Source organism: Flavobacterium chungbukense (genome assembly GCF_020805785.1).
GTDB lineage: Bacteria > Bacteroidota > Bacteroidia > Flavobacteriales > Flavobacteriaceae > Flavobacterium > Flavobacterium chungbukense.
Genome location: NZ_JAJGZV010000002.1, coordinates 312,951 through 338,611 on the forward strand (window position 1 = coordinate 312,951; position 25,661 = coordinate 338,611).

The 25,661-nt window shown below is 33.2% G+C and carries 19 protein-coding genes; 14 read left to right on the plus strand and 5 right to left on the minus strand.

The genetic code is table 11. The annotated features are described in order from the left end of the window. The 12 genes from LL966_RS06580 to LL966_RS06635 all read left to right on the plus strand — a co-directional run bounded on the left by LL966_RS06580 (position 1) and on the right by LL966_RS06635 (position 14,770). Positions 1–1,353 (plus strand): DUF3526 domain-containing protein, encoded by a 1,353-nt coding sequence (locus tag LL966_RS06580; RefSeq protein WP_229351439.1) that lies wholly within the window; start codon positions 1–3, stop codon positions 1,351–1,353. Between the two features lie 367 nt (positions 1,354–1,720). Beyond that, the gene (locus LL966_RS06585) at positions 1,721–2,038 is read left to right on the plus strand and encodes a GIY-YIG nuclease family protein (protein WP_229351441.1); all 318 of its coding nucleotides are present in this window, start codon (positions 1,721–1,723) and stop codon (positions 2,036–2,038) included. Between the two features lie 258 nt (positions 2,039–2,296). Continuing rightward, complete coding sequence (locus LL966_RS06590; RefSeq protein WP_229351445.1) at positions 2,297–2,896, plus strand: RNA polymerase sigma-70 factor; 600 nt, start codon at positions 2,297–2,299, stop codon at positions 2,894–2,896. A 67-nt stretch (positions 2,897–2,963) separates the two neighbouring features. After that, complete coding sequence (locus tag LL966_RS06595) at positions 2,964–4,070, plus strand: FecR family protein (protein WP_229351448.1); 1,107 nt, start codon at positions 2,964–2,966, stop codon at positions 4,068–4,070. Between the two features lie 7 nt (positions 4,071–4,077). Further along, positions 4,078–7,440 carry a SusC/RagA family TonB-linked outer membrane protein gene (locus LL966_RS06600; RefSeq protein ID WP_229351451.1) on the plus strand — a complete coding sequence of 1,121 codons (3,363 nt, stop codon included), beginning with the start codon at positions 4,078–4,080 and terminating at the stop codon, positions 7,438–7,440. 4 nt (positions 7,441–7,444) lie between these two features. Further along, a complete protein-coding gene (locus LL966_RS06605; protein ID WP_229351453.1) occupies positions 7,445–8,905 on the plus strand; it encodes a RagB/SusD family nutrient uptake outer membrane protein in 1,461 nt (486 codons plus the stop codon). Between the two features lie 19 nt (positions 8,906–8,924). Continuing rightward, positions 8,925–10,358: a hypothetical protein gene (locus tag LL966_RS06610; protein WP_229351455.1), complete on the plus strand. Its 1,434-nt coding sequence runs from the start codon at positions 8,925–8,927 to the stop codon at positions 10,356–10,358. A gap of 153 nt (positions 10,359–10,511) precedes the next feature. Continuing rightward, entirely contained in the window at positions 10,512–11,654 is a 1,143-nt protein-coding gene (locus tag LL966_RS06615) for a cytochrome-c peroxidase (protein WP_229351457.1), read from the plus strand. Positions 11,655–11,675: 21 nt separating this feature from the next. After that, positions 11,676–12,287 (plus strand): hypothetical protein, encoded by a 612-nt coding sequence (locus tag LL966_RS06620; RefSeq protein WP_229351459.1) that lies wholly within the window; start codon positions 11,676–11,678, stop codon positions 12,285–12,287. A 209-nt stretch (positions 12,288–12,496) separates the two neighbouring features. Continuing rightward, complete coding sequence (locus LL966_RS06625) at positions 12,497–13,147, plus strand: VOC family protein (RefSeq protein WP_229351461.1); 651 nt, start codon at positions 12,497–12,499, stop codon at positions 13,145–13,147. 221 nt (positions 13,148–13,368) lie between these two features. Next, positions 13,369–13,644, plus strand: a complete 276-nt coding sequence (locus LL966_RS06630) for a hypothetical protein (RefSeq protein ID WP_229351463.1) — start codon at positions 13,369–13,371, stop codon at positions 13,642–13,644. Positions 13,645–13,774: 130 nt separating this feature from the next. Then, positions 13,775–14,770 (plus strand): hypothetical protein, encoded by a 996-nt coding sequence (locus LL966_RS06635; RefSeq protein ID WP_229351466.1) that lies wholly within the window; start codon positions 13,775–13,777, stop codon positions 14,768–14,770. 172 nt (positions 14,771–14,942) lie between these two features. Here the strand turns inward: LL966_RS06635 and LL966_RS06640 are convergent, their stop codons facing one another. From LL966_RS06640 to LL966_RS06660, 5 genes are all read right to left on the minus strand, one after another. Further along, positions 14,943–16,943, minus strand: coding sequence for a heavy metal translocating P-type ATPase (locus LL966_RS06640; protein WP_229351469.1), 2,001 nt, complete (start codon positions 16,941–16,943; stop codon positions 14,943–14,945). Between the two features lie 289 nt (positions 16,944–17,232). After that, a complete protein-coding gene (locus LL966_RS06645; RefSeq protein ID WP_229351472.1) occupies positions 17,233–18,492 on the minus strand; it encodes an efflux RND transporter periplasmic adaptor subunit in 1,260 nt (419 codons plus the stop codon). Between the two features lie 2 nt (positions 18,493–18,494). Further along, the gene (locus LL966_RS06650) at positions 18,495–19,733 is read right to left on the minus strand and encodes a TolC family protein (RefSeq protein WP_229351475.1); all 1,239 of its coding nucleotides are present in this window, start codon (positions 19,731–19,733) and stop codon (positions 18,495–18,497) included. A gap of 105 nt (positions 19,734–19,838) precedes the next feature. Beyond that, a complete protein-coding gene (locus LL966_RS06655) occupies positions 19,839–22,976 on the minus strand; it encodes an efflux RND transporter permease subunit (RefSeq protein WP_317207128.1) in 3,138 nt (1,045 codons plus the stop codon). Between the two features lie 122 nt (positions 22,977–23,098). Then, positions 23,099–23,422 carry a DUF6660 family protein gene (locus LL966_RS06660; protein ID WP_229351478.1) on the minus strand — a complete coding sequence of 108 codons (324 nt, stop codon included), beginning with the start codon at positions 23,420–23,422 and terminating at the stop codon, positions 23,099–23,101. Positions 23,423–23,658: 236 nt separating this feature from the next. On the opposite strand from LL966_RS06660, the gene LL966_RS06665 reads away from it, so the two are divergent. Further along, positions 23,659–24,780, plus strand: a complete 1,122-nt coding sequence (locus tag LL966_RS06665) for a hypothetical protein (protein ID WP_229351480.1) — start codon at positions 23,659–23,661, stop codon at positions 24,778–24,780. Positions 24,781–24,790: 10 nt separating this feature from the next. Next, entirely contained in the window at positions 24,791–25,549 is a 759-nt protein-coding gene (locus LL966_RS06670; protein ID WP_229351483.1) for a porin family protein, read from the plus strand. Positions 25,550–25,661: the final 112 nt, after the last annotated feature.

A 25,661-nucleotide genomic window follows, 5' to 3' on the forward strand; every position in this document is an offset into this window, starting at 1 on the left:
ATGTTAGCATTATTATTTAAAAATTTCATTCGATCGAAAGGAACCAAAATTGGGCTTCTTTTCTTATTATGCATTGGTTTTATTAGTCTTTTAGTTGGAAAACAGTTTCAGGATAAGCAACAAAATAACATTAAGGAAGCCTCTATTTATCAAAAAGAACATATTGCCAGAAATGCTGCTTTTCACAAAGACGAAATAGGGCTTTTATTGTATTACATCAAATTTTCTTTGGTTAATAATACATTGCCAATAAATAGTTTAGCCATCGGACAACGCGATGTGAATCCGTCGATTCAAAGTGTTACGATTCGTGGTTTAGAAGGTCAGAAATACGATTCGGAACTCAATAATCCGAACAATCTTTTGGCAGGAAATATTGATTTTGGTTTTGTGCTGATTTATCTTTTTCCACTTTTAATCATTGCCTTTTCATACAACCTTATTTCGGAAGAAAAAGAAAGCGGCACGTGGAAAATTGTCGCAACTCAAAGTCAAAACACCTTTCTTTTTATTCTAAAATTATTTTACGTCAGAATCTTAAGTCTAATAGCATTGCTTACATTTTTGCTTTTTGCCGCTGTTTTATTCTTGCATATCCCACTAGATTCGGCTTTCTTTATTTTCTACGGACTTGGAGTTTTGTACATTTTATTTTGGTTTGCTGTCAGTTTCTTTATTGTTTCCTTACAGAAAAATTCCAATTTTAATGCGGTAATTCTCTTAACGATTTGGCTGTTTTTAATTATTATTGTTCCAGCAGGAATCAACGCTTATATCGTAAATCAGTATCAAGTTCCCGAAGCTTTAGAACTGACTTTAAAACAGCGAAATGCCTATCATGAAAAATGGGATACGGATAAAAATGAAACGATGGAGAAATTCTATAAACATTATCCGCAGTTTAAAGGTTATAAAATACCCGAAGATAAAGAATTCAGCTGGCTTTGGTATTATGCTATGCAGCAAATGGGCGACGACGAATCGGCTATATTGTCAAGAGAATTAGAAACAAAATTACAACAGCGAAACCTTGCTAGCCAAAGAATTGCACAATTTATTCCAACCCTGCACACGCAATTACAATTAAACGAAATCGCTCATGCTGATTTAGGAAACCAACTTTTATTTTTGAAAGAAACGACAAAATTTCATGAAAAACTACGTTTGCATTTTTACCCAAAAATATTTGACAATGCTGCAGTAGATCAGCAAAATTGGAAAGATTTTAAAGTAGAAACTTTTCGAGATTCTTCAGAAATTAGTTTTGGAAAAGCCTTTTTGCCATTATTGCTTTTCATTTTACTTTTGATTGGTTTTGGGTGGAGGAATTTTAATACGAAAGCTGTTTTTTGATTTTTTAACCCCAAAGGGCACTAAGATTTACGCAAAGTTCGCTAAGTTTTTTTTTTACAAAGCTTTGCTAAATAACAATGCTTTTGAAAGTTCGCTAAGTTTCTCCAAAAAAGTAAATATAGCCACAGATTTCACGGATTAAAAAGATTTCAAAATTTTAATCTTCTAATCTTTTAATCTGTGGCAAAAAAGTTCGCAAAGTTTTTTTAGATAAAGCTTTGCGAACTTTTCGTTTTTAATATTAATGATCTACTTTTTTGTCATTTCGACGAAGGAGAAATCACACTAGAAACTCTACAAAGATTGACAAATTTAGTTTGGGAATGTAAGAATAGAAAAATAAGTATATTCGTACAAAATAATTAAAATGCTAAATCCTCAAAGAGGTTTTCATACATATTATATTTATATAATTACAAATGAATACCGCAGTTCATTCTACATTGGAGTAACTAACAATCTCAAGCAAAGACTTTTAAAACATAAAGAAAATATAGATCAGAAAGTCAACACATTCGCAGCAAAATATAATATTAAATTTTTAGTTTATTACGAAAAATTCACTTGGATTCATGAGGCTATAGCAAGAGAAAAGGAATTAAAGAAATGGAGGAGAGAAAAGAAAATTGAATTAATAAAAAACTACAATCCAAACTTCGATTTTCTAAATTTTCATTTTGAATAAAACCCAAACTTCATTTGAAAAATAAGCTGAATCACTTTATGGAATAACTCGTGCGATTTCTCCTTCGTCGAAATGACAAATACTACGTTTAAAAAACACCATTTCTAAACCTATTCTGAATAAAATTTCTCCAAACATTTAATAATTTTATTTTATTTAGAATTAATATAAATAAACTTTTATATTTGTCGCTATCTAAGCAAAACAGAGTAATTTTTAAAATTTACTTATATTGCTTTCCAAAGTAAATTTCGTTTAATGAACCATAATACCAGTTTCGAATTAAATCTCTTCAAATCCTTTAAGGAAGGAGACGAAACTGCATTTAAGTTTTTCTACGATAAATATTTTAAACGAATTCAATCTTTTAGTATTCAGTTTATTTACGATTACGATGAGGCTGAAAATCTTGCTCAAGAAGCCTTACTACACTTATGGCAAAATAGAGAAAACGTAGAATCTATAAACGGAATTCAGGCTTTTTTATACACTTACGCCAAATCAAAATGCTTGAATTTAATCCGTCACAACAAAGTGAAAGATAAATTCAAGAATGACCTCCTAAACCACCAAGAAAGAGAATTGAATATCGAAGTTTTAAATTCAGTACAATTTGACACTCTAGAATTAACAGAATTAGAACGCATTATTCAGGAATCAATCAATGAATTACCAACCAAAACTCGCGAAGTTTTTATAAAAAAACGCTTTGAGAATAAAAAAAATGCAGAAATAGCACAAGAAATGGATGTCACTTTAAAAGCAGTAGAAGCCCACATGACAAAGGCTTTGAAGATTTTAAAGACCAAATTATCTGATTATTTGTTCTTAATCTTTATCCTTATTTATAATAATTAAGAATAAAAGATAGGGTATTTTAATTCTGAGGTGTACTAATAATAGCGAGAAGTATAAAAATGCATTTATGACATCGGAAATAATTTATAAATACTTATCTAATGAAGCATCTGAGCAAGAAGTAGAACAGCTTTTTGAGTGGATTAATGCTTCAGAAGAAAACAAAAAGCAATTTATAATTTTAAAAAAAACTTGGGCTTTAACAGCGCTTACTGGAACTATTTCACGTGAAGTTCCTGTTGTTACTTTAAAACCAAAAAATAATACAAGAAAGTATTTTAAATACGCGGCCATTCTTGTTGTATGTATTGGTTTAGCTAGGCTTGCTTTTTATTTTAATGAAAGAACAACGACTTCTAAAGAAATTGTTCTTGAATTAGGCGATGGACGATTAGAATACTTTTCTGAAAAAAAACTGAACGCTTTGGTGAATGACAAAGGCGAATTGGTTGCGAGAAAATTTCCTAATCAAATAATATATTTCGGAAAAGTTCTCGATACAGAAGTTTTATATCACACACTTACTGTTCCTTACGGAAAAACGTTCAAACTTAAACTTTCAGACGGTACACTTGTGAATTTAAATTCTGGAACTACTTTACGTTATCCGGAACAATTTGGAATTAATGGCAAAAGAAATGTTTATTTAACCGGTGAAGCATTTTTTGATGTTGCCAAAGACAAGCAGCATCCGTTTATTGTGCATTCTGATGAAGTTGATATAGAAGTTCTTGGAACAAAATTTAATGTAAATGCGTATCCTGAAGAAAAAACCGTGAGCAGTGTTTTGGTCGAAGGAAGTATTCAAATGTCTGAAAAAGACAATCCTTTAAACGCCGTTTTGCTTAAGCCCAACCAAATGGCTGTTTGGCAAAATGACTCTAAGAAAATCGTAACAAAAACAGTTGATCCTGCATTTTATGAAGCTTGGACTCTAGGCGAAATTACATTCAAAAACACCCCATTTTCATCAATTGCAAAGATTATTGAACGTACCTACGACGTTGAAATTATCAACGAAAATGCTGTTTTGGCCAAACAGAATTTTACAGGTTCAATAAAAATTAGCGAATCTAGTGTCGAAAACATTTTAGAGCTTCTAAAACGCGACACGCCATTTAATTATTCTATTAAACAAAACACAATTACTATTACACCAATTTTCCATAACTAAATAAAACATGACATTTACGATACATCCCAATTCAAGAAAAATTCTATTTTTCTTAGGCTTTCTTTTATCCTGTTTTTCGGCTTTTTCTCAAAATAAAAATATTACAATTCATGTAAAAAACAAACCTATTAGCTTTATTATCAAATCTATTGAAGAGCAAAGTGATTTTAGAATTATTTATAATGCAAAAAAAATAGATACCGATCAATTAGTCGATTTGGATGTTACTAATGTGTCTTTAGAAGCTGCTTTAAAGAAGTTATTAAAAGACACTAATATTTCTTATTACATTCAGAAAAAGCAAGTTTTATTGACGAATGCTGCTCCTGTTGAAAAATCAAATCCTAATATTCAAGAAACAGAAAGAATTATTAAAGGAACCGTTTACAGTGCGACCGACCGACAGCCGCTTCCTGGCGCAACTATCCGCATCAAAGGAACTGGAATGGGCGCTATAACTGACTTTAACGGAAAATTTGCTTATGAATTAAAAGGAAATGACATTCCGAACTTGGTTCTTGAAGTTGGATTTTTAGGAATGGAAAGCCAATCGCAAAAAGCAGATTATAAAAAAGAATTTGTCTTTTACCTTAAAGAAGTTACAGACGAACTGAATCCTGTTGTAATTACTTCTTCTTATGGAACTACTAAATTAAAAGAAGAAATAGTTGGAAGTATTTCGACTTTAAACGCAAAAGACATTGCGGTAGAACAAGCTTCTGAAAGTTTCGATAAAATGATTACAGGTCAAATTGCCGGTGTAATGGTAGAAAATACTTCTGGTGTTGGTGGTCCCGTTAAAATCAATATTCGCGGACAAGGAACTTTATCTTCTTTAACAGGAGCAAAAACGGGAACTTCTACGCAACCTTTAATTATTGTAGATGGTGTTGTTATGAGTGAAGAATACGGTATTGACAGCTCTGTTTTTGATGGAAGTGGCGATACTGCAGAAAATTTAGCCAATCCATTAATGAAAATTGCGCCAGAAAATATCGAAACAATATCGGTTTTAAAAGATGCTGCGGCCGTTGGTATTTACGGTGCTGATGGTGCAAATGGTGTTATTTTAATTACTACCAAAAAAGGGAAAAAAGGAAAAACACAATTTGGTTTCTCTAATCAGCTTGGGGTTTCATCGGCTATTAACCGAATTAAATATCTAAGCGGTGAGCAATTTACCGAACTTAGAAACGAATACATGAAAAACACCACAACAGGTTATGTTCCTGTTGCTTACAATGGTATAAATACAGATTGGTTTGAGGTTTTAAACAGATCTGGAATTTACAACAAGTATAATTTTAATGTTTCTGGTGCAACTTCAAAATTTTCATACCGTACAAACGTAAGTTATACAAAAATTGATGAACCTCAATTGGGTAACGATACGAAGCAATTAAACGCTGGAATTAATTTAGGTTTTAATTCTGGTAAATGGAGCGCCAATTTGATGCTGAATCCAAGTTACGTACAAAAAGATTCTCCAAACATCTTTGCAAGTTTTGCTTATTTACCAACTCTTGCGGTTTATAATGCAGACGGTTCTTACGCAGATTTAGGCGTTAGCGGTATTACAAGAGGAAATCCGCTTGCGGCTATTGAACAAAACAAAAATCAAGCGCAGACATTTGGACTTTTAGGAAGCATCAATTTATCTTATCAGCTAAATAATGCTATTAAATTTTCTACTCTTTTCGGAATGGATTATACTGATAAAGAACAAGATCGTTATTTTTCTGCTGCAAACGAAAGTGGTCAGTTTAATGGATCTTTTACCCTAGACGGAATTCTTTATCCTGCATGGGGACGTAGACTTTTAAATCAAAGAAATTCAACTAAATGGAACTGGCAGGGACAAGTTTTATTTAACAAACAATTGTCTGAAAACCATGAAATTGATGGTGTTGCAGGTTTTGAATTGTCTGAAGATAGAACAGATTTCAATTATAAATCTGGAGTTGGATTTGTGAATCCAGAGCAGATTAATAAAGTTACAGATGCGATTAGAGACGATAATTTAGCAACGCCTTTAATTGACGAATCAAAAAGCGGTCAAACGTATCGAAATGAAATCAGCTATAATTCTAGAGTTTCACTCTTATCTCAGGTAAATTATAACTATAAAAAACGTTATTATGTTTTAGCTAATTTAAGGCGTGACGAAAGTTCTGTTTTTGGAGATGATACAAACGTTGCTCTAAATGGAGGGGCAGGTTTAAGCTGGATTACAAGTAACGAAGATTTCTTAAGATCAAACTCATGGATTGATTTCTTGAAATTTAAAGTGAGTTATGGTTCTACAGGAAACTCAAGAATTGGTTCTTACCGATCAAAAGGTTTATATAATATTGGCCAAAATAATTATAACGGTTACAGCGGAGGTACTACAGGCGCTGCCCCAAACGGTCATTTAAGCTGGGAGAAAAACACAAAATTCAATGTTGGTTTTGATTTCAATATTTTTAAAAGAATCGAATTAACTCTTGAATACTATTATGATAATAAAAGTGATTTAATTACAACTAGAGATATTCCAACAGAAACGGGATATAACTCGGTGCAATTAAACGCTTCAAGTATGTACAATAAAGGTTTTGAACTTACTACAAGAATTAAATGGATAAAAAGCGAACCTTTTAAATGGACAACTACTTTCAATATTTCTACAGTAGACAGTAAAGTAACCGATCTAAAAGGTTTAGGAAGCGATTATGCTTTAGGAAATATTGCTTTGGCACAAAAAATTGGCTACAGCACCACAACATTATGGGGAATAAAATGGGTTGGCGTTGATCCTGCAACAGGACGAGATCTTGTAGAAAAAGATGGACAGGTTTATGATGCCAAAACTTATAATGAAGGTCATACTGTTGCAGACTGGGTACCAATTGGAGACACGCAGGCAGATGCATACGGAGGTTTTTATAATAATTTTACATTTTACAATAACCTGACATTATCTGTTAGAGGAGATTTTCAACTTGGTGGCGATGTCTTTATTTCTGATGTTTATATTGATAAATATTCAAATACTTTAAACCGAAATCTTTCTATAAATGCAGCAGATCATTGGAGAAATCCTGGAGATATTGTTTCACAGTCAGCAGTTACTTCTTCTCCAATTCTTTCTAACTTAAGCAAATATGTTTATGATGGTACTTATGTGAGAATCAGCAATATTAATTTGAGTTATAATGTACCGTTAAAAAATACTTTTCTGGACTCTCTTTCTGTTTTTGCAGATGCTTCGAATGTGGCATATTGGTACAAAGCAAAAAGTCCAAAAGGAATGAACGGAATACGAGAATACAGTTTTATCTACCCTCAGGCAAGAACAATCTCGCTTGGAGTTAATGCAAAATTTTAAAGAAATGAAATATTCAAAATACATCACATTATTTTTTCTAATTTTCTCCTTACAAAGCTGTAGTGATTTTTTGGAGCAGGAACCTGGAACGCAGACATCTATTGATGAATTATTGCAAAATAAACAAGGTGTTCTTACCGCTCTAACAGGACTTTATACAGAAGTTGAAGCCAATGTAAGAAGCGAACGTTTTGCTGTTTATGCAGATCTGCAAGGAGGAAATATCAAATTTACACCAACTGCTTCAGGAACAAACCGAGGGCAAATTTCGCCAGCTGGAAACATAGAGCAGGTTTATTCTTTTGATGATTTAGCGCTGACTAGTAATTTCAAATCTTTTTACGACGGAAGTTATGATATTATTAATCAAGCTAACTTAATTTTAGAATATACGCCTGCCCTAAAAGATGCTACCGAAGAAGAGAAAAAACAAATTATGGCAGAGGCTATGACAATAAGAGCTTATGCACATTTTCTTTTAGCAATTGTTTACGGTCAAGATTATAATTACACCACAGACGCTTCTCATTTAGGAATTGTGTATAGTACAAAATCGATTAAAGCGGGAATACAATATCCGGCAAGAGAAACGGTTGCAAATACTTACAATCTAATTATAACCGACTTAAAAGAGGCTATTAGCAACTATTCTTCAAATTTAGTACTTAGCGGACCAACCTATTCTTATTTTAACATAAACAGTGCAAAAGCATTACTTGCGCGAGTTTATCTGCAGAAAAGTGATTGGACAAATGCATACGATACTGCAAATGATGTTATTACAAATTCTGGAATTAAATTGGTAGAAAAAGACAATTATCTTGCTGAATGGGCAAAAACAGATCTTCCAGTTTCTGAAATTTTATTAGAATTTTCGGTTCCAAGAGATGCTGAAGGTACAGTCGGTTCTTCAATGTCAAGCTATTTTGGTTACACATCTGCAACCATTTACAACAAATATGTCGCTTCAAATGACATCGTTAACCTATACGAAAATGCCGACTTAAGAAAACAATTGTTCTTAACACAGCCCTTGCAGACTTTAGTAAACGGTGTGCTAACTCCTGTGAATTATAATTTCACTAAAAAATTCCAAAACAATGCTGCTTATGTAGCTTTTAGATTGAGCGAAATGTATTTAATACGCGCCGAAGCTGCTTTAGAAACCAGCAGAGCCGATGTTGCTATGGCAGATGTCAACATTATCCGCGCTCGTGCAAATGCAACTTTATTGACTAACACAACAAATCTTAAAGAAAATATTCTCTTAGAAAGAAGAAAAGAACTTTGCTTTGAAGGACATTTATTTTTTGATCTTGTGCGCGATCACAAGAATATTTCGAGAAATGATGGTTGTATCTCAACTAGTTGCAGCATGACATATCCTTCTTTAAAATTTGTGCTGCCAATACCAACATTCAACACTAATCTTAACCCTAACTTACAACAAAATGACTCGTATTAAGATATTTAGCATATTGCTTATGGCAGTATTATGTACTTCTTGCTCAAAAGACGATTATAAATTAGGTTCTGAAATTGATCCGTTTTTAAGATTCAATTTCTTGGTTAAAAGTGATAATACACCTTTAGAATATCCAACAGTAAACGGAAGTTTGGTTCCTCAATCAAATTACGTAAATACTTCTGTAAAGACGCTGAAAGTGCCAGTTGCATTAACAACTCGTAACGTAAAAAATACGGTTACTGCTAATTTTAGTGCCGTTTCATCAACGGGTGATAATGAAAGTTTTACAGTAAATCCAGTTAATCAGTTAACTTTTCAGGGAACTCAGCTAACAGACACTATTGCTGTTTCTTTTGATAAAAGATGGTCTGCTAATCAGAGTATTAATTTAAAATTAGAAACGGTTTCAGATCCTGAAATTCATATCGGAAATCTGAATACTCAATATCCAAACGACACTTTTACAATTGATTTGACCTCAATTACAACAAACTATACATTTCCTGTAAATCAACTGGTTGTCAAAGGTGTAGTTGGCGAAACAGTTGATTTTAAAGTAAATTTCCCTAACGGATTTTTTCCTTCTGAAATAGAAAACGCTCAAATCTTCAAATTTCAAAATGGTTTTGAATATTCTCTAACCCACGATGATTTTGGAGATAACAGAAGTTCTATAACCTACCATTTAACATTATTAGAAGATATTCAGAATGATGATGCTCGTTATGAGTCTAAAATTACTTTGATTAATATTCCCAATTATAATGCAACCGGAAATCTGACTTTAACTGTAGTAAAACCGATAAAATCGCCTAGAGATATTCAAGCCTATCCAGCATCAAAATTCACAGATCCCACAAATGCATTTTATTTAACTTATGGAGAACATTGGTTTAGTGTCAATAATGCATGTTCTTGGCAGACTTTCAACGCTTTGACTTTCCCGATTGCTGTAACAAAAGACCACGAAAACGCGATTCTTTACAGCGATAAAGGAACTGCAAATCCAAATGATGACGTGTATTATGATGCATTCAAAATCGGATTTAATGTTGCTACTGGAACAAATACTGTAAATTCTTTTGGTTTAAAAAGATGGTTTTCTAACGAAAGTAACTCGGCTGCAATCTCGCCTGGATTTAATATTACCTCAGCTTTAGAGTTTTTCCCTGCCAATGGAAACAGCAAAACACAAGGAACTGTGCTCGTAATTCCGCAAGATTTAACCATCGGTTCTAGTGCAACAAATACGTATCAAATTGCTATTTCTGGAGAAGGAACTTACAAAGAAATCAGCAACGGTTTATATGAAATTTCATTTGAATTAAAATTAACAAACGACAAATTGTTTGGAGGAACAGTTTCGACGCAATACAGAATGTACAACAACAGAGTGTACACAAAGCCAACGCCTTTAAGCATCTCGTGCCCAAAAGAAGTTACTTTATAATTGATAATTGATAATTGCCTTTGAGCTTTGTCAAAGTTTAAAACTTTGACAAAGCTTTTGGCGTGAAAAAGAAGTTTCAGGTTTCACGTTCTGTTGCAACTTGAAACTTGAAACTTGAAACAAAAAAAACAAAACCAAAAAAAACACAAAGAATTGAAAAAACTAATCTTCCCTCTCCTTTTCATGCTTTGCCTTACGGCTTATAAAAGCGTTGAGAATCCTGATTATATTGATATTCAGGAATTAAGAAAATTGTATTCTAGCGGAGATTCTTCGAAATGGCCCGCTGCGAAATTACACGAAAATGTCGATAAAACTAAATTTCAAGATATTGGAGTACTTCCAGCTGTTCCGTATCCTGCTTATAATCCGTATTCTAAGGAAAAAGAAAGTTTGGGAAAGATTCTATTTTTTGATCCGAGATTATCACGAAGCGGACAAATTGCTTGTGCTTCTTGCCATAATCCAGAATTAGGCTGGACTGACAATTTAACTCGTTCTTTTGGACATGATCGTCAAACTGGAAAACGCAATTCGATGACGATTTTAAATTCAGCGTATGCCACTTCCCTATTTTGGGATGGACGTGCTTTAAGTTTAGAAGATCAAGCACAATTTCCTGTTTCTGATCCGTTAGAAATGAATGAAAAATTAACGATTGCCGTTGATAAAATTGCTAAAATAAAAGGCTATAATTCGTTGTTTTCAGCAGCTTTTGGAGATAAAAAAGTGACTTTACAAAGAATTCAATATGCAATTGCCACTTTCGAAAGATCAATAAATAGTCCGAAAAGTAAATTCGATCAGTTTGTAAGCGGTAAATCAGATATTTATACCGATCAGCAAGTCAAAGGAATGCATTTATTTAGAACCAAAGCGCAATGCATTAACTGCCATAATACGCCATATTTTAGCGATAATCAGTTTCATAATGATGGACAGACTTTATTCGGAACAAAAAATGAAGATTTCGGACGTTACAATGTTACCAAAGACGTAAAAGACATTGGTAAATTTAGAACACCGACACTTCGTGAAGTAGCAAACACAAGACCTTGGATGCATCACGGACATTTTCCTTCTTTGTTGGATGTTGTGGAATTGTACAATTTAGGAAATCCATCGCCAGTTCAAAAGAAATATCTGGGAACAGCAAGAGATTCGCTAATTCCAAAATCTGATCCGATGTTGAGAAAATTAGATTTAAGCAAAGAGGAGATCAGCGATTTATTAGCATTTATTGAAACTTTAAGTACGCCAACCAGAAGAATTATGGTGCCAGAAATGCCTAAATAATTAATTCTAAAACAAGCTTTTATGAAATCAGTAAACATTATCATTATTCTTTTTTTAGTTTTCAAAACTGCATCTGCACAGAAAATGACGGAAGAAATGATGCGAAAAAGAGATTTAAAAATTGATTCTATTTCTAAAATTGATTTTTTAAGTTATGATTATAAATATTTGGATCAAAACTTTAAGATTAAAATACCAAAGGAAATTTTCGAAAAAACAGTGACTGATTACAAATTCTATCCTGAAAGAATTCGTAACCACAAAGATTCTCTCGGAATTGTTTTAATGGCTGAATTTAAAGATTCTGACGCTTCAAGAATAGCAGGACTCAGGCTTAATTATGAATGGAAAAGAGTTGGTTATTATACTTGGATGAGCGAAAGCGATGTTTTAGCATTAGCAAAAAAGCTACATATAAAAATGCCCTACAGACTTCAGGAATTGTTCTTAAATAATGACCCAAAAGTAAAAATAGAACTTCAATCTTTACGAGATAAACTTTTTCTGCAAACAGGCAAAGAAGAAGTAAAAACTATTTCAGCAAAAGAACTTCTTAATTATGGTTTTAAGTATAATCCAGAATTAATTGAGCTCAGAAAAACAGAAAATAAACCCAAAGTCCAAACAAAATAAATGATTTGTGTTTTGCCCCAAGTATTTTGCAAATCACAAAAGCCCTTTTCGTTTTGAAAGGGCTTTTTTTGTATTAAAAACAATCTTTTCCATACTTTTTCATTATACTTTTATTGAAGCTTAGAATGCTATATTCTTCGAAAAAGAGGCTACATTTTTTAAATTTGTTTGAAACAGAGAAAAGCTATATTTTCTAAAAAAACATTATTATGAAGTTAGAACAAATTCAAATTCAGACCAACAATATTCTAAAAACAACTGCTTTTTATCAAGATGTTTTAGAACTCCCAATTATAGAAAAAAGCGAAAATTCAGTTTGCATTCAAGCGGGAAATTCTGTTTTGAAATTCGTTGAAAATACAAATTTCAATTCTATTTATCATTTTGCATTTAATATTCCAGAGAACAAATTAGAGGAAGCGATTGAGTGGTGCAAAAACAAAGTAGATGTAATTGTTATTGAAGATCAAAATGTTATTGCAAATTTTGAGAATTGGAATGCTCACGCTGTTTATTTTTATGATAACAACGGAAATTTATTAGAATTCATTGCCAGACATGATCTTAATAATTCGCAAACAGCAGCATTCAATTCTAAATCTATTTTAAATATTAGTGAAATCGGAATTGTAAATGAAAATCCATTAGAATTAGGAAATCAATTAATCGCAAAACACAACCTAAACTTCTTTTCTAAGAACGAAAATACGGAAGCTTTTGCCGCAATTGGCGACGATGAAGGCTTATTGATTATGGTAAGACCTAATCGAAATTGGTATCCGACACAAACGCCTTCTGAAAACAATAAAACGGAAGTGAAATTAGAAATTAACGGAAATAATATTGATTTGAAATTTTAGAAGAACTTCAAATTCTAATCTACAAAAACAAATTATAACAAGTAAAAGCTCTTTTCATTTTGAAAAGGGCTTTTTTGTTAACTGCTAATTTCCTTTTTCTATATTTGTTTGAAAGAAATAATAGTGTTCAAATATTATTTTTAAATTTTCAGCTAGCAAATATCTATATGAAGAAAATATTCCTTAAAGCAATTCTACTTACTTTTTTTATCTTCAATTTTATGAATGCTCAAGCGCAAGATATTGTTTTACAAAAGTTAATAGATACTAAACTTCTGGAACAAAAAGAAGTAAAAGATTTTAAGGAAGTTCAAAATAAGATAGAAATAAAAGGAAGTACAGCCTATTTGTATGGATTATTTCACTGTGAATATAAAAGAGTAACAGGGCATTTTTATTCTTCTTTTTTAGCTGATATGATTTCTATTGAAAACGAAAAACTCAGCGAAGAAGAACAAAAAAAAAGAGAACCAAAAATTTACGGACTATCTTGCTAAACTTAAAGAGTGTGGACTTATAAACGAAAAACAAGTTCATTACTTTCAAAAAGAAATAAATAATAATTCATACGGATACAAGCTTCAATTTCTGCAAGATATTTCATTTAGAGCTTTGAAAGCCGATTATATGGCTCCAGAAAAGCTAAAAGAATTTGCAGATAAATTAAAAGACTATAAAATAGTCGATAAAAAATATGAAAATTTGATTGCTGCGATAGACGAAGAAAAAATACAAGAGCCTATCGATTTTCTTTTGTACTGTGAAAAATCTACAATCATAAACCCAAAGAATTATTCGGATAAAGCAGAAGTTTTTTTGGAAGCCATTCATAAAAAAACCGCATCAGTACTTCCTGAATTGGCTTTTACTGATTTTGAATATAAAATTGTGCCTGATGCTGAAATGTCTGCTTATGGCGATAATTATTACAACTGTATCGTTTCTTTAAAATCAAATGGAAAAGTCTATAAGCAAAAAAGCGGATTTTATCCATCATCGAAAAACGATTATTCCGCTGGTGAAATTGAAATTCAAAACTATTATCAGATATTCAATAAAATATTAATCGACTTAAATGCTCCGTATAGAGTTCATGATGTTCCAGTATTTGGCGATAATTCATCTGTTAGCCAAATTGGAATAATGGTCTTAACCAAAGAACAGGAGAAAAAACTAAACGAATTTGTAACTTATCTTTCTGCATCTTATGAAGATTTTAAAAATAAACCAACAAGCCTTGAAATTGAAAAAGCAATCGAAGAATATGCAAAAATTGGTTTGTTTTCAAATTTAACAATTGAAGAAATAACTGAGGGAAAGGAAAGAACAAGTGAATTAGAGATCATGGATTACAATGACATTCTTTCGGTCTTTCCTAACCTAATTTATTCGTTTGATACAGAACTTGGAAATCTTGAAGATCCTTATGCTGAATTAGTAAAGGAATTTTCAAAAATTTCTCATAACGAATTCAATCCAAGTGATATTTTGAATCAATTTCAAGGTCGAAAAAGGAAAACAACTTTAAAATTTAAACTAGATAATAAATCTTATTCAAAAACCTTCAAAATCGACAGCGATTGGATTGATATTATTTTTTTGATTTTATTCAATCTGTTGTAAAAGAAAATAAACTCAAAGGTCAGTTTTATGAATTATACACTGGAGATCAGTTAGCCAAAGTTGTTTTCCTGACAAAACTGCAATATGACTATATTAGAACAAATAAGCTCCTTTTATTTGCAGATCAAGAATTTGAAGAAGAATAAATCTTTTTCCAATTCTAAAAAACAATCTAAAACTTCATTTTCTGAATTCGCACCGCATTCAAAATCGCCAACAACGCTACTCCAACATCGGCAAATACAGCTTCCCACATAGTTGCTAGTCCGCCTGCGCCAAGAATCAGCACAAAAGCTTTTACTAGAAAAGCTAGCGTAATATTTTGCCAAACAATTTTTTTAGTTTGTTTGCCTATATTAATTGCCATTGCAATTTTACTAGGTTTATCGTCTTGAATGACAACATCGGCAGTTTCTATTGCTGCATCACTTCCTAAACCTCCCATTGCAATTCCGACAGTACTCAAGGCAATTACAGGCGCGTCGTTTACACCATCACCGACAAAAGCAATGGTTTCGTTTCTGGCCTTAATTTCGTTTACTTTATTGACTTTATCTTCTGGAAGCAAATCTCCAAAAGCATTTGCAATTCCGATTTTATCTGCCACAAATTGAACGACGTTGGCTTTATCGCCGCTCAACATCGTTATTTTTACGCCTAAAGATTTTAGTTTTGAAACCGTTTCTTTAGCATCTTCTTTTATTTGATCTGCAATAGTTAAGTAACCTGCAAATTTGCCTTCGTAAGCAATTGCAATTGTGGTGTAAACTATCGATGCAGGATCAATATCATACGGAATATTATATTTATCAAGCAATTTAAAATTCCCAACAAATAGTTCTTTTCCGTTAAAAGACGCTTTTAATCCATGTCCAGAAATTTCTTCAATATCTTTCAATTCAATTGAAGAATCAATTTGTCCTACATAATTATGAATTGCCGTTGCAACAGGATGTGTGCTTCGGCTTTCTAAAACATTGACCAATTTTAGAATTTCTTCTTTATCAAATTCTGGTTTTATAATAACTTCCTGCACTTTAAAAACACCTTCAGTCATCGTTCCAGTTTTGTCTACCACAACATTCTGAATGGTCGAAATTCTGTCTAGAAAATTACTGCCTTTAAATAGAATTCCGTTTTTGCTAGCTGCTCCAATTCCGCCAAAATAACCTAACGGAATACTGATAACCAATGCACAAGGACAAGAAATAACCAAGAAAACCAACGCTCTATACAACCAATCACTAAAAACATAATGGTCTACAAAAAGCATCGGAATCAAACAAATTGCGATTGCAAGATAAACCACAATTGGTGTGTAAATTTTAGCAAATTTTCTAATGAATAATTCAGCTGGAGCTTTTTTAGTAGTTGCATTTTGAACTAATTCCAGAATTTTAGACAACTTACTATCGTTATAAGCGGTTGTTACTTTTACTTCGGCAATAGTATTGCCGTTGATCATTCCTGCGAGAACAGTTTCTCCTTTCTTTTTGGTATCGGGTTTACTTTCTCCTGTTAGTGCCGCAGTATTAAAAGAAGCCGAATCTGATAATAATTCTCCATCCAAACCTAATTTTTCTCCCGCTTTAAGCTGAATAATCGCTCCAATCTGGACATCTTTGGCTTTCATTTTTGTAGCGACATTATTTTCAAGAACATTCACTTCGTCTGGACGCTGATCTAAAAGGCTTTTAATACTTGATTTTGCTCTTTTAACCGCCATTCCCTGAAAGGTTTCTCCAATAGTATAAAAAAGCATTACGGCAACGCCTTCTGGATATTCGCCAATAGCAAATGCACCAATTGTAGCAATACACATTAGGAAAAATTCGGAGAAAACATCTCCTTTTATAATGCTTTCGTAGGCTTCTCTCAAAACTGGAAATCCAACTGGAAGATAAGCAATCACGTACCACGCAATTCTAACATATCCAGTAAACCAGTTTTGAGGAAAGTAATGATCCAAACCAATTCCGATTAGCAGTAAAATAAAGGAAATAATTGATGGCAGAAACAACTCAAATAAACTGCCTTGCGCATTATGTTCATGATCGTGATCTCCGTGATCGTGTCCGTCATCATTCGAATGTACTGGTTCTTCATGTGAACAGCAACAAGATGGTTTGGCTTTATTTTTTGTGTTTTTTACTTCTATATCTTGATGTATCATTTTAGAGTTTCAGGTTTCAAGTTTCAGGTTTTGCATCCTGAAACTTTGTTTTAAAAATTATGTTCTAAATTTAATCAATTTGTAGTAAAGTTTTTTATTAAAATAATGATTAAACGCGCTATTTGTCATTTCCACGAGGAGAAATCTTCACAAGAAGCTCGACAAAGATTGGATTTTAGGAACGGAATTACTTGCATAGATTTCTCCTCCGTTGAAATCAAAAATAATCTCATTCCAACTAAAAAACTTAGTCCCTCAGCAACTTAGAATCTTAGCAACTTAAAAAAAATCAATGCTCATGCTCTCCTCCGCCCTTCATTGCAGATAGCAGATAAAAAGCCCCTTTTGTAACGATTTTTGCCTGAGAATCTATCTTATCTACAAATTTTATCTCGGTAAAACCTAAATCTGTTGTACCTGGAACTACTTCTATGGCTTTAAAATGGACTTCTTTTTCATGAACTTCCTCTTTTTCCCCTGCTTTATGATCTTTTTCTGCTTTCTCTTCTTCTTGAACAAAAACAAAATACTTATCTGCGTTTCGAACTACGGCATCTTTAGGAAGTGCAGGAACTGTGGCATTGGTAATGTTTATATTAGCAGATACATACATTCCTGAAATCAATCCTTTTGCGTCTGCAGGATCAATTTTAGCGTGAACAGCAACCGTTTTACTTTCATTTGAAAATGATTTATTGATTCCGAAAATCTTTCCTTTAATAGATTTATTGGACTGATTGGTCAATACAAAATCAATTACCTGCCCAATCGAAATAGAACCTAAATCTTTCTCATAAACATTCAAATCCAAATGCATCTGACTGTTATCTACCACTTCAAACAAAGAAACTCCCGTATTTGCAAAAGCGCCTTTAGCAATATTTATTTTCCCTACATAACCATTTATAGGCGATACAATCGGCACAAGTGAGGAACTTCCTTTAGTAGAAACATGCAAGGCATCCAATTTGTTTTTTGCGGCTTGTGCGCGGGCTCTTTCAGCTGCCAACTTGGCTTTTACTTCCTGAAATGTCTTTCTCGGATTTACATTTTCATCACTTAATGTTTTCTGGCGATTGTATTCTAACTGTAAATATTCAATATTGGCAGTTGCCGAATGATATTCTTCCTGCATTTCAATCACTTCTAGATTCTGAATTGTTGCCAGCACTTTTCCTTTGTTGACAAATGTTCCTTCCAAAACATAAATATCTTTTACAGTTCCGCCAATTAAAGTCGAAACTTCAGCCGAATTTTGAGGAGGAACCGTAGTGTAACCATTGGCTTTGATGACTTTATTCAAATTTCGGTCTTCCACAAATCCAGTTTCAATACCAACTGTTTTATATTGAGATTCCGTTAGAGCAACTTCTGTATTCGGCTTTTCTTCTTCTTGAGTTTCTTCTGCTTTCTTTTCATTGCATGCGCTTAAGTTAACCGCAAGGCACGCAAAGACAAAGCGCAAGGCACGCAAGGAAATTAAACTTTGCGAACTTTGCGTTACAATCTTTGCGCTCTTTGCGGTTAAATAATTCTGTATATTTTTCATGATTAATTGCTTTTGATGGTTGGAAATTGGAGTTCGATAGCACTTTGATTAAAACTATGTGTAGCTTCGGCAAGTTGTTTTTTAATATCAATTGCCTGATTTAAAAAACTGATATACGACCAATAACTCAAATCGCCATTGGCATAACTTTTCTGCGCTGTTTCAATAATCTGATTTGCATATTGTAAACCTTCGTTTTGATAATAATTCAGATTTTTTTGCTGTTTTAGAAAATTATTCTGCAACTCTTCTTTTTGAAGATTTAAAATGATTTTGTTTTTATCCAATGCCAATTGCGATTGCGAAATACTAATCTCTGCCGCCTTCGCTTTTGTTGTATTTACGCTTCCAAATAACGGAATTTGTATTCCAGCAGTAAATCCTTGAAATAATGATTGGGTATTTATGGTTTGGGCAAAATAGCCTAAACCCAATTTTGGAGTACGATTTGCCTTAAACGTTCCCACTTCTTTTTGATAAACCGAAATTTGCTGCTGATAAAAATCGGTTACTAATTCCTCCACTTTTGAATTCTGATTTTCTGTGAATGTAAATTTGAGCGAAGTTGCTTCATCTGGAATAATATTTTCATCGGTCTGAACAAAAAACTGAAGCTGTTTTTGGTAAATAGCCAAATCGTAACGCAATTGTTCTTTTTGCGTTTCGATCTCTTTTACTTTGGCTTTTGCACTGATAACTTCGATATTGCCACTTTCCCCAGTTTTAAAACGCAGCTCAGCATTCTTAAGGAATTTAGTATAAATCTCATTTAATTCTGAGTTTAACTTTTGAATTGAAATTCCGTATAAATATTGATAATAAGCCAAAGTCACAGCTTTTTCTAACTCGTAAGAAGATAAAGCTTTTCGTTTTTCAGCCAGTTTTGTCAACTCTTCTTGTAATTGTCTATTGGCTTTGGTGACATTTCCTAAAGGGAAAAACTGCTGTATGGAAACATTATGGTCAAAATCGGCACTATTGAACTGTCCACCTTGGTACTGCACTTGCAAAGGATCGGGCTGAAAAGCTGTTTTCTTTAAAACGGTTTGGCGTTCTATTTCTTTATCGGCTATTTTTAAGTCGATGTTGTTTGATTTGGCAAGTTCGATGGCTTTTTCAAGACTTATAGATTGTTGTGCTGAAATAGCAGTACTTACCAATAGGAATATGCTTAACTGCAATCCCGATAGCCATTGGGAGCAAAGCTTTTTCAATTCGATTTTATATGTTGAATTCTTCATTTTGTTATTTTTTATCTCTCGCAGATTTAAGGGATTTTTTTAAATTAATCTTTAAGATCTGCTGAATCTGCGAGATAAATTTTTCTGTATGCACGAATAAATTTTCTAATTGTCAGATTTTTTAATTATCTCATTTCTAATAAACTTCTCCAGCATTAAATACAAAATCGGCAAAACGATTAAGGTTAATAAAGTTGCAGAGAGTAAACCGCCGATAACTACAGTTGCTAAAGGTTTCTGTACTTCTGCCCCTCCGCTTGTTGACAATGCCATTGGCAAAAATCCTAACGAAGCAACTGCCGCGGTCATTAAAACGGGACGTAAACGTGTTTTGGTTCCGATTATAACTCTTTGAAGCGGATCTAAAATTCCTTCTGTTTTTAATTGGTTGAAATACGAAATCAGTACAATTCCGTTGAGAACGGCAATTCCGAACAAGGCAATAAATCCAATTCCGGCAGAAATACTAAACGGCATTCCTCTTAGCGAAAGTGCAAAAACTCCTCCTATTGCGGATAAAGGAATGGCAGTAAAAATCAATAAAGCTTGTTTTACACTCTTAAAAGTAAAATACAACAAGATCAAAATTAATCCTAAAGCAATTGGTAATGCCAAAGAAAGTCTTTTTGATGCTTCGATTAAATTTTCAAACTGACCTCCATAAGTCACATAATAACCTGCGGGAAGTTTAAAATTTTTGTCCAGTTTTTGCTGAATTTCTTCTACAACCGTTTTAATATCGCGCCCGCGTACGTTTAAACCAACAGTAATTCTTCTTTTTCCATTTTCGCGAACCACCTGAACAGGACCTTGCTCATAATCGACCGTGGCAACTTGCGAAAGCGGTACCTGCTGGCCATTAGGAAGTGGAATAAACAAATTACTCACATCGGTAATATCAGCACGATTGTTTTCATCCATTCGAACGACAACATCAAAACGTTTGCTTTCATCATAGATTTTTCCAGCACTTTCACCTGCAAATGAAGATCGTATAATCTGATTGATGTCAGATATATTCAATCCGTATAACGCAATTTTATTATAATCGTATTTAACAGTAATTTGAGGAAGTCCTGTTACTTTATCGGCTTTTAAATCTCCGATTCCTTCAATGTTTTTTATTTTCGAAATTAATTCTGAGGCTTTTGAATCCAATATTTCTAAATCATCACCAAAAATTTTGATGGCAATATCAGAACGGCTTCCTGTCATTAATTCGTTAAAACGCATTTGAATCGGCTGAGAAATCTCTATTGTAGCACCTGGAATTACTTCCATTTCCTCTTTCATCGCATTGGCTAATTCTTCCCAATTATGATATTTGCCTTTCCATTCTTTTTTATCTTTTAAAACGATAATCAAATCTCCACTTTCAATTGGCATTGGATCTGTCGGAATTTCACCGCTTCCAATTTTGGTTACAATAGTCTTGATTTCAGGAAATTTAGCTTTCAGAATCTGCTCGTATTTTGTAGTCGTTTCTACCATCTGCGTAAGCGAACTTCCTGTCATAATGGTCGCATTTATAGCCAAATCTCCTTCTGCAATAGTCGGGATAAATTCTCCTCCCATATTTTGAAAAATAATTAAGGCTAATGCAAATAAACCGAATGCAATTCCTAAAACTGCTTTTTTAAATTGGAGTGCTTTATTTAAAAATGGCGTATATCTATTTTGAAACCAAAGCATCATTCTATCACTGAAATTTTCTTTGTGTTTTGTTTTCTTTGAAAGAACTAATGCGCTTATCATTGGCACATAAGTCAACGAAAGTATAAACGCTCCAATTACTGCAAAACCAACTGTCATTGCCATTGGTTTAAACATTTTTCCTTCAGTACCAATTAATGCTAAAATGGGAAGATAAACGATAAGAATGATGATTTCTCCGAAAGCGGCGCTGTTTCTAATTTTTGAAGCCGAATTGTAGATTTCGGCATCCATTTCTTCTTGGGAAAGATTTTCGTTCCGTTTAAGTTTCTGTAAATGATGCATGGAAGCTTCGACTATAATAACAGCTCCGTCGACAATGATTCCGAAATCTATTGCACCTAAACTCATTAAATTTCCGCTAACGCCAAAAGCATTCATCAAAATAACAGCAAATAACATCGCTAACGGAATTACTGAAGCTACAATTAATCCGGCGCGAAGATTTCCGAGAAATAAAATCAGAACTAAGATTACTATAAAAGCACCTTCCAATAAATTTTTAGTAACCGTTCCTATAGCATTATCGACCAACTTTCCGCGATCAATGAAAGCCTCAGCAACAACGCCTTCAGGCAGACTTTTATTAATCTGCTCCATTCTTTCTTTTACTCTTTTAACTACTGCGCTTGAGTTTTCACCTTTCAGCATCAAAACCATTCCTGATACGATTTCTCCTTTTCCGTCTTTGGTTGAAGCGCCGTAACGCAGCGCAATACCTTCACGAACCTTAGCTACATCACGCACAAGAACTGGAGAACCATTTCTGTTCTTTACTACTACATCACCTAGATCTCTTACTCCTTTTGCCATTCCGACACCGCGAATGAAATAAGCATATTGATCTTTCTCTATGTAGGCACCTCCTGTATTTTGATTGTTCTTTTCTAAAGCATCAAAAATTTCGGTGATAGTTACGCCTAAACTATTTAGTGTATTTGGGTTAACAGCTATTTCATATTGTTTTAATTTTCCGCCCCAAGTGCTTACTTCTGCGACTCCCCTAACTCCCTGTAATTGCGGAATAATAATCCAATCCTGAATGGTTCTTAATTGTATTGCATCATACTTTTTTTCGTAACCTTTTTTGGCATAAACATCATATTGATAAATTTCGCCTAAACCTGTGGTTATTGGCGCTAATTCTGGTGTTCCTGCATAAGGCGGAATATTCTCTTCGGCTTGTTTTAAGCGTTGAAATATTTGTTCGCGAGCCCAATAAATATCAACATCATCTTCAAAAACAACGGTTACGACAGATAATCCGAAACGGGAAATACTTCGAAGTTCTATAATATCTGGAACTGTTTTTACAGCTTGTTCAAGAGGATACGTTATCAATTGTTCTACTTCCTGACTTGCCAAGGTCGGTGCAGTGGTAATAATCTGAACCTGATTGTTAGTTACATCTGGAAGCGCATCTAACGGTAGTTTTTTAAGCGAATAGCTTCCCCACGCTATCAAAACGAGGGTAAATAATAGTATGACGAATTTGTTCCGTATACTAAACTGAATAATTTTATCTAGCATTTGAGATATATAATGACATGAGAAATGAGACAATTTCTTGTCTATCTAAGTTTTGTGGAAAATCCACCCTTCTCTAATCCAAATTGTGATCCTGATAAACTATCGGGACAAAAAGGATTTCATTATACTAACTGAGGCGGCTGCCAAATACTTCCGAAGAAATTGGAAGCAAAAACGGAATTATAACTTGGTAATGCTATTGAAATAAGATCGCAAACCTTTGGAAATTCAAAAATTATCGGAGTTTGATAACTTAAAATTTGAACACTGCAACAATTACAAGTGCAGAAAGGAGAACATAAATCATTGTCTTTATCGTGTGAGTGGTTCTCTTCTGAAGAAAACTGAGCCGTTTTATGCATAGCGCTATTGACTTCCATATCTGCGCAAGGCATATTTGAAAGTGCCATCAAATAAATTGACATTATAATTGCTATCCATTTCATGAGTGTAAAAATAATATATTATTTCATTCATTCGAAAAAACATTATAAATCATTGATTATAAACTACATTTATTTAAAAATAATTCTTATCAAAAGAATTTTTAGTTAACTTTAACACTAAATAACGTATATTCTACACTCCAGTAAAGCAAAAGATAAGCCTAAATTCCCTCAGAATACATTAGTATATCATTATTTCAAGCAGTTTTATTTTAATCAATTAAACACTCAAGTCAATGAAATGTAAAAAACTAATATCAGCCTTTTTCTTATTATTTAGTGTTCATTTTTTCGGTCAGGTTTATAGTGACAAAATCGTAGGAGAAAAAAATCAAGAACTCAAAGACAGTCTAAAAGTTGCAGATTATCCTTATGCCCTTCCTATTTGGGGTGATAAAGTTGCAAAGAAAGGATACAAGCTTCCTTATTCTGCAGGGCTTTCCTTAAATTATTTCTGGCAGGATTCTGAAATTGTCATCAGTAATCTTCAAGTTGGTTTTAATAATGGTCCTATGTATAATTTGGACGAAATTGTACGTTTTGATAAATCCTCTGTCGAAGCGGGTGCATTAACTATTCGTCCGGATATATGGCTGCTTCCTTTTTTAAATATCTACGGAATTTTTGGAAAATCAAATCCTTCAACAAAAATTAATGCGGGAATTTATATTCCGGACGCAGATAACAATTGGTCTGAAATTGCCAATTTTAGTACAAAAGCTAGTTTTAGTGCTACAACATTTGGTTTTGGAATGACCCCAACTATAGGAATTGGCGGCGGTTGGTTGGCTCTTGATATGAATATGGCTTGGACAGATGTAAGTGCTTTAGATAAACCCGCTTTTTCGTATGTATTTGGTCCTCGTTTAGGAAAAACTTTTAAACTTCCTAAACCAGAGCAAAATATTGCTGTTTGGGTGGGAGGTTTCAGAGTTCATATTTCTGGAAACACAAATGGAAATATTAATTTATCAGACGTAATCGACTTATCTACAGCTCAGGCAAAAGTCGACAATGGATTAGAAAAAGTTTCCGAAAATCAAGGAAAAGTAGATTCTTGGTGGAGCGCTTTAACACCTGCGGAACAAAAAAGCCCTGCAAATATTGCCAAACATAATACGGCAAATCGTGCGCTGGAAAGTGCTGGAAATTTTCTTTCGACTTTAGATGGCGCTTTGAGCACTGCTAGTTCATCATCGGTTCAATATTCGCTTCAAAAAAGACCAAAAGATATGTGGAATTTTATTATAGGTTCTCAATATCAGCTTAATAAACATATCATGTTCAGAGTTGAAGCTGGTTTTCTAGGAACCCGCACACAGGCTTTAGGAGGAATTCAATATCGTTTTGGACTTTAAACCCAATTTTATGAAAAAAGGTTTATTCATACTTCTCGCCTTCTTTTGTATGAATCAGGCAAGATCACAGGTTTTAATATCGCTTATTTTTGGAGATAAACTTAATTCGCCTTTTTTGGAATTTGGGCTTGAAGGCGGTATCAACCTTTCTGATATTTCTAATCTTGAAAGCTCTGGAATGAATGCTGGTTTTAATCTTGGTTTCTATTTTGATATACGATCCAAAAAAAATCCTGCCTGGATGATTAATACTGGCGTCATAGTCAAATCGCCAATGGGAGCCAGACATATTCCTGTTTACTCTTTAGACGATGCTAACCTTGACAATACTTTTGAAGGAGGAACTGTCAATCGTGAAATTCGATATTTTAATGTTCCCATTTTAATTAAATATCAATTTAAAAATAGAATTTACGTTAAAACAGGACCGCAATTTGGACTTCTTGCATCAGCTTTTGATGAATTTACAAATGAAATTAATAAAAACGATGTCACGTACAAGAAAAAAATTAGAGATCAGATTCGTGTAATTGATGCTGGAATTGCTTTAGGAACAGGTTATCATATGAATGTAGGCAACGGATTGAACATTACCATTCAATATTATTATGGATTAGTACCTGTAATGAAAGGAGACGGTCCAAATGTATACAACAGATCTTTATACTTAACAGCTGGAATTCCTATAGGAAAAGGAAAAGCAGCGCAAAGAAGAGCCGAAAAAGATGCCGAAATGAATAAGGTTATTTTACCCGAAGATGAGAAATAGAATAGTTATATATTTTTAAACAGATAGAAACATAGATTTTGTTATTACGAAAGAAATGAAGGAAAAAAACTAGTTTCTAACATATAACTATGTGAATTGATGCAAGTGAAAC

Excerpts from the sequence above, each read along its gene's own strand:
- LL966_RS06580 (WP_229351439.1), top strand. The coding sequence starts at position 1 with ATGTTAGCATTATTATTTAAAAATTTCATTCGATCGAAAGGAACCAAA.
- LL966_RS06585 (WP_229351441.1), top strand. The coding sequence starts at position 1,721 with ATGCTAAATCCTCAAAGAGGTTTTCATACATATTATATTTATATAATT.
- LL966_RS06590 (WP_229351445.1), top strand. The coding sequence starts at position 2,297 with ATGAACCATAATACCAGTTTCGAATTAAATCTCTTCAAATCCTTTAAG.
- LL966_RS06595 (WP_229351448.1), top strand. The coding sequence starts at position 2,964 with ATGACATCGGAAATAATTTATAAATACTTATCTAATGAAGCATCTGAG.
- LL966_RS06600 (WP_229351451.1), top strand. The coding sequence starts at position 4,078 with ATGACATTTACGATACATCCCAATTCAAGAAAAATTCTATTTTTCTTA.
- LL966_RS06605 (WP_229351453.1), top strand. The coding sequence starts at position 7,445 with ATGAAATATTCAAAATACATCACATTATTTTTTCTAATTTTCTCCTTA.
- LL966_RS06610 (WP_229351455.1), top strand. The coding sequence starts at position 8,925 with ATGGCAGTATTATGTACTTCTTGCTCAAAAGACGATTATAAATTAGGT.
- LL966_RS06620 (WP_229351459.1), top strand. The coding sequence starts at position 11,676 with ATGAAATCAGTAAACATTATCATTATTCTTTTTTTAGTTTTCAAAACT.
- LL966_RS06625 (WP_229351461.1), top strand. The coding sequence starts at position 12,497 with ATGAAGTTAGAACAAATTCAAATTCAGACCAACAATATTCTAAAAACA.
- LL966_RS06630 (WP_229351463.1), top strand. The coding sequence starts at position 13,369 with ATGAATGCTCAAGCGCAAGATATTGTTTTACAAAAGTTAATAGATACT.
- LL966_RS06635 (WP_229351466.1), top strand. The coding sequence starts at position 13,775 with ATGGCTCCAGAAAAGCTAAAAGAATTTGCAGATAAATTAAAAGACTAT.
- LL966_RS06640 (WP_229351469.1), bottom strand. The coding sequence starts at position 16,943 with ATGATACATCAAGATATAGAAGTAAAAAACACAAAAAATAAAGCCAAA.
- LL966_RS06645 (WP_229351472.1), bottom strand. The coding sequence starts at position 18,492 with ATGAAAAATATACAGAATTATTTAACCGCAAAGAGCGCAAAGATTGTA.
- LL966_RS06650 (WP_229351475.1), bottom strand. The coding sequence starts at position 19,733 with ATGAAGAATTCAACATATAAAATCGAATTGAAAAAGCTTTGCTCCCAA.
- LL966_RS06655 (WP_317207128.1), bottom strand. The coding sequence starts at position 22,976 with ATGCTAGATAAAATTATTCAGTTTAGTATACGGAACAAATTCGTCATA.
- LL966_RS06660 (WP_229351478.1), bottom strand. The coding sequence starts at position 23,422 with ATGAAATGGATAGCAATTATAATGTCAATTTATTTGATGGCACTTTCA.
- LL966_RS06665 (WP_229351480.1), top strand. The coding sequence starts at position 23,659 with ATGAAATGTAAAAAACTAATATCAGCCTTTTTCTTATTATTTAGTGTT.
- LL966_RS06670 (WP_229351483.1), top strand. The coding sequence starts at position 24,791 with ATGAAAAAAGGTTTATTCATACTTCTCGCCTTCTTTTGTATGAATCAG.